At 60.3% G+C, this 2,355-nt stretch carries 3 protein-coding genes and 1 pseudogene; 1 reads left to right on the top strand and 3 read right to left on the bottom strand.

Annotation, left to right across the window (positions count from 1 at the left end):
- Window positions 1-213, top strand: a pseudogene (locus tag NW837_RS08100) (ABC transporter ATP-binding protein); the annotation flags it as partial.
- 74 nt (window positions 214-287) lie between these two features.
- Here NW837_RS08100 and NW837_RS08105 read toward each other — a convergent pair.
- The 3 genes from NW837_RS08105 to NW837_RS08115 all read right to left on the bottom strand — a co-directional run.
- On the bottom strand, window positions 288-1,403 hold the full coding sequence (locus NW837_RS08105) for a glycosyltransferase family 4 protein (protein ID WP_414330513.1): 1,116 nt from the start codon (window positions 1,401-1,403) through the stop codon (window positions 288-290).
- A gap of 139 nt (window positions 1,404-1,542) precedes the next feature.
- The gene (locus tag NW837_RS08110; protein ID WP_414330515.1) at window positions 1,543-1,683 is read right to left on the bottom strand and encodes a hypothetical protein; all 141 of its coding nucleotides are present in this window, start codon (window positions 1,681-1,683) and stop codon (window positions 1,543-1,545) included.
- A gap of 131 nt (window positions 1,684-1,814) precedes the next feature.
- Window positions 1,815-2,355 (bottom strand): M50 family metallopeptidase (locus NW837_RS08115; RefSeq protein ID WP_414330517.1); only part of this gene is annotated, 541 nt, incomplete at its 5' end.

A 2,355-nucleotide genomic window follows, 5' to 3' on the forward strand; every position in this document is an offset into this window, starting at 1 on the left:
GCCGTCGAACAGTTCCGCGACCGCCTAGAGCACTTCTCGATTCAGGGATCCCATTGGTCGGGGGAATGGAGTGGATCCCTACCGGAGTTGCTGAGCCTTTTGAACCAAGCGGGGGCACTGGTCACCGACTTGCATTGGCAACGGCAATCCCTAGAAGAATTCTTTGTGGAGCAAGTGCGGGCCATTGAGGGGGATCATCCGGTCTCTGCGTAGACTGGCCGCTGGCGTTGGAGAGAGCAAGGCGGAGTCCTCATGTGCCCCGAGCCTTTCCCACTAGGGAACCACTGCTAGCCGGCGGCAATGACGGATCGGTAGTAGTTCTCCAACTGTTGGGTGGCTGCCGACCAACTCCAGCGTTCTGCCTCTTGGCGAGCTTGCTGTCGGAAGAGCTGCCGCTGCCCGGCACTGCTGAGCAGTTGCTGGGTAACCTGGACAAAGTCGCTATCCGAATTGGGATCGAACAGAAAGCCATTGCGCCCACTGTCCACCACATCGGTAATGCCGCCGCAGCGGGGGGCGATCACCGGACAACCGGCAGCCATGGCTTCCAACAGAACCAGCCCCAAGGTCTCGGTGCGGGAGGGGAACACGAACAAATCCGCCGAAGCAAAGGCCGCTGCCAGAGACTCCCCCTGCAGATAGCCCGTAAACACCACATCGTAGCCGGCAAAATGTTGCTCCAGGGATCCCCGCTCTGGCCCATCCCCCACAATAGCTAGGCGCGCCTGCGGGATCCGCTCTAGCAACACCCGGATCCGCCCTACTTCCTTCTCAGCCGAAAGCCGCCCCACATAGAGCAAAAGAGGCCGTTCCGGTTGCCCTGCGGTGAGCCGAGCCCGCATCTCTGGACTGGCCGCCTGGGGATGAAACAACTCCGTGTCCACTCCTCGCTGCCACAGCTGCACCCGCTCAATGCCGTGGGCGCTCAGCTCCTGCATCATGGCCGTTGAGGTGCAAAGATTGACCCGCGCCAAATTGTGCCCCAGCTTCAGGAGATTCCACAAAACCCCTTCCAGAAAGCCCAGCCCATAATGCTGCAGATACTTCGGCAGATGGGTATGGTAGGAGGCCACCAGCGGGATCCCCATCGTCTGGCTGTAGTAGAGGCCCCCTAATCCCAAAACCGCCGGGTTCACCACGTGGATCACATCCGGTCGGAAACGGCTGAGCAACTTACCGATGGCCGGGCCAGGGGCGGCCAGCTTCAACTCTGGATACAGAGGCAGCGGCATCCCCGGGATCCCGTAAACCCGTGCCCGTGCAAACCGCCGCGGGGCTCCCCGGGGCGCGACGATGAGCACCGAGTTACCACGAGCGGTTAGGTGACGCACCGTGTGGCAGAGGCGGGTAACAATGCCGTCCACCTTGGGCAGAAACGTCTCCGTAAACAGGGCTATGCGCATCAGGGATCCCAAGCCTACTGTTATTGCTCCGCAACGCTGCTGCGACCGCGCCACTCGGACGGAGTCCTCAAAGACTCTAGAATGAGTGTTGCACAAAACGGCAACGCTGCTACGACTTCCGTCAGCAGACTCAAGTACCTCATTCCACCGGTGCAGAGTAGGGCATCGGCTCAGGTTCGGTGAAAGTCTGCACCTGGCTTTGGCCCAGCGTGTCTGCGGCGGTTTTGCTGATCAACAGTAGGGTCGCCGCCAGGGCCAGCCCAATAACATCCCGCCACATGCTCCACTCCTCAACTCCTCACTCCTCTTGCCCATTACTGTAGCGGCGGTTTTCTCGACTGGGCAGTGATGGAGGACGGATTTTTGCGTGACACAAATCACTGCCAAAATTGCGGCTTTGCCCCCCGCCGGTTAGTCTCGGAACGTCAGTTGCAAGCTGGTTATCAGCAGCACCAAAGAAGAGACCGCCATCACCCCTCCCCAAAACCAGTAGGGCAAGAACAAGTTTTGGGCAATTTGGCTGGAATCGGAGTGGATCACCTGCCCGTTGATCACAGCAGAGGCCGTAAACAAGTAGTCGAGCTGGTGGTAGGTGCTCACACAGGCCTGCACCCCCAAAAACTGTGCAGCGAAGCCCCGCAGCCAGGGGGAGGCCCAGCGAGCTACCGCCAGGATCCCCAAACCCATACCCAAGAGGAACAGGAGGCCAAAGGGAGAGCGAACCCAGAGCAGCGTCGATAGCAACAGCAGGGATCCCAAAGCCAACAACCCCAACTGGGCCGTACCTTGACGACGAGAAGCCAGGATAAAAACCGCCCCGGCCATTGGGGGCCCCATTGGCCCGCCGGCGGCCACCAAAGCTTGCCCCACCCGTCCCAAAAACAGCTCGCCACTGTGAATGGCCAGCCCCGAGCCGTCGGGATAGATCTCCAGACGATAAAACTCCCCCCCC

Origin of the sequence: Synechococcus sp. R6-10 (assembly GCF_047461815.1) — a bacterium.
Classification (GTDB): domain Bacteria; phylum Cyanobacteriota; class Cyanobacteriia; order Thermostichales; family Thermostichaceae; genus Thermostichus.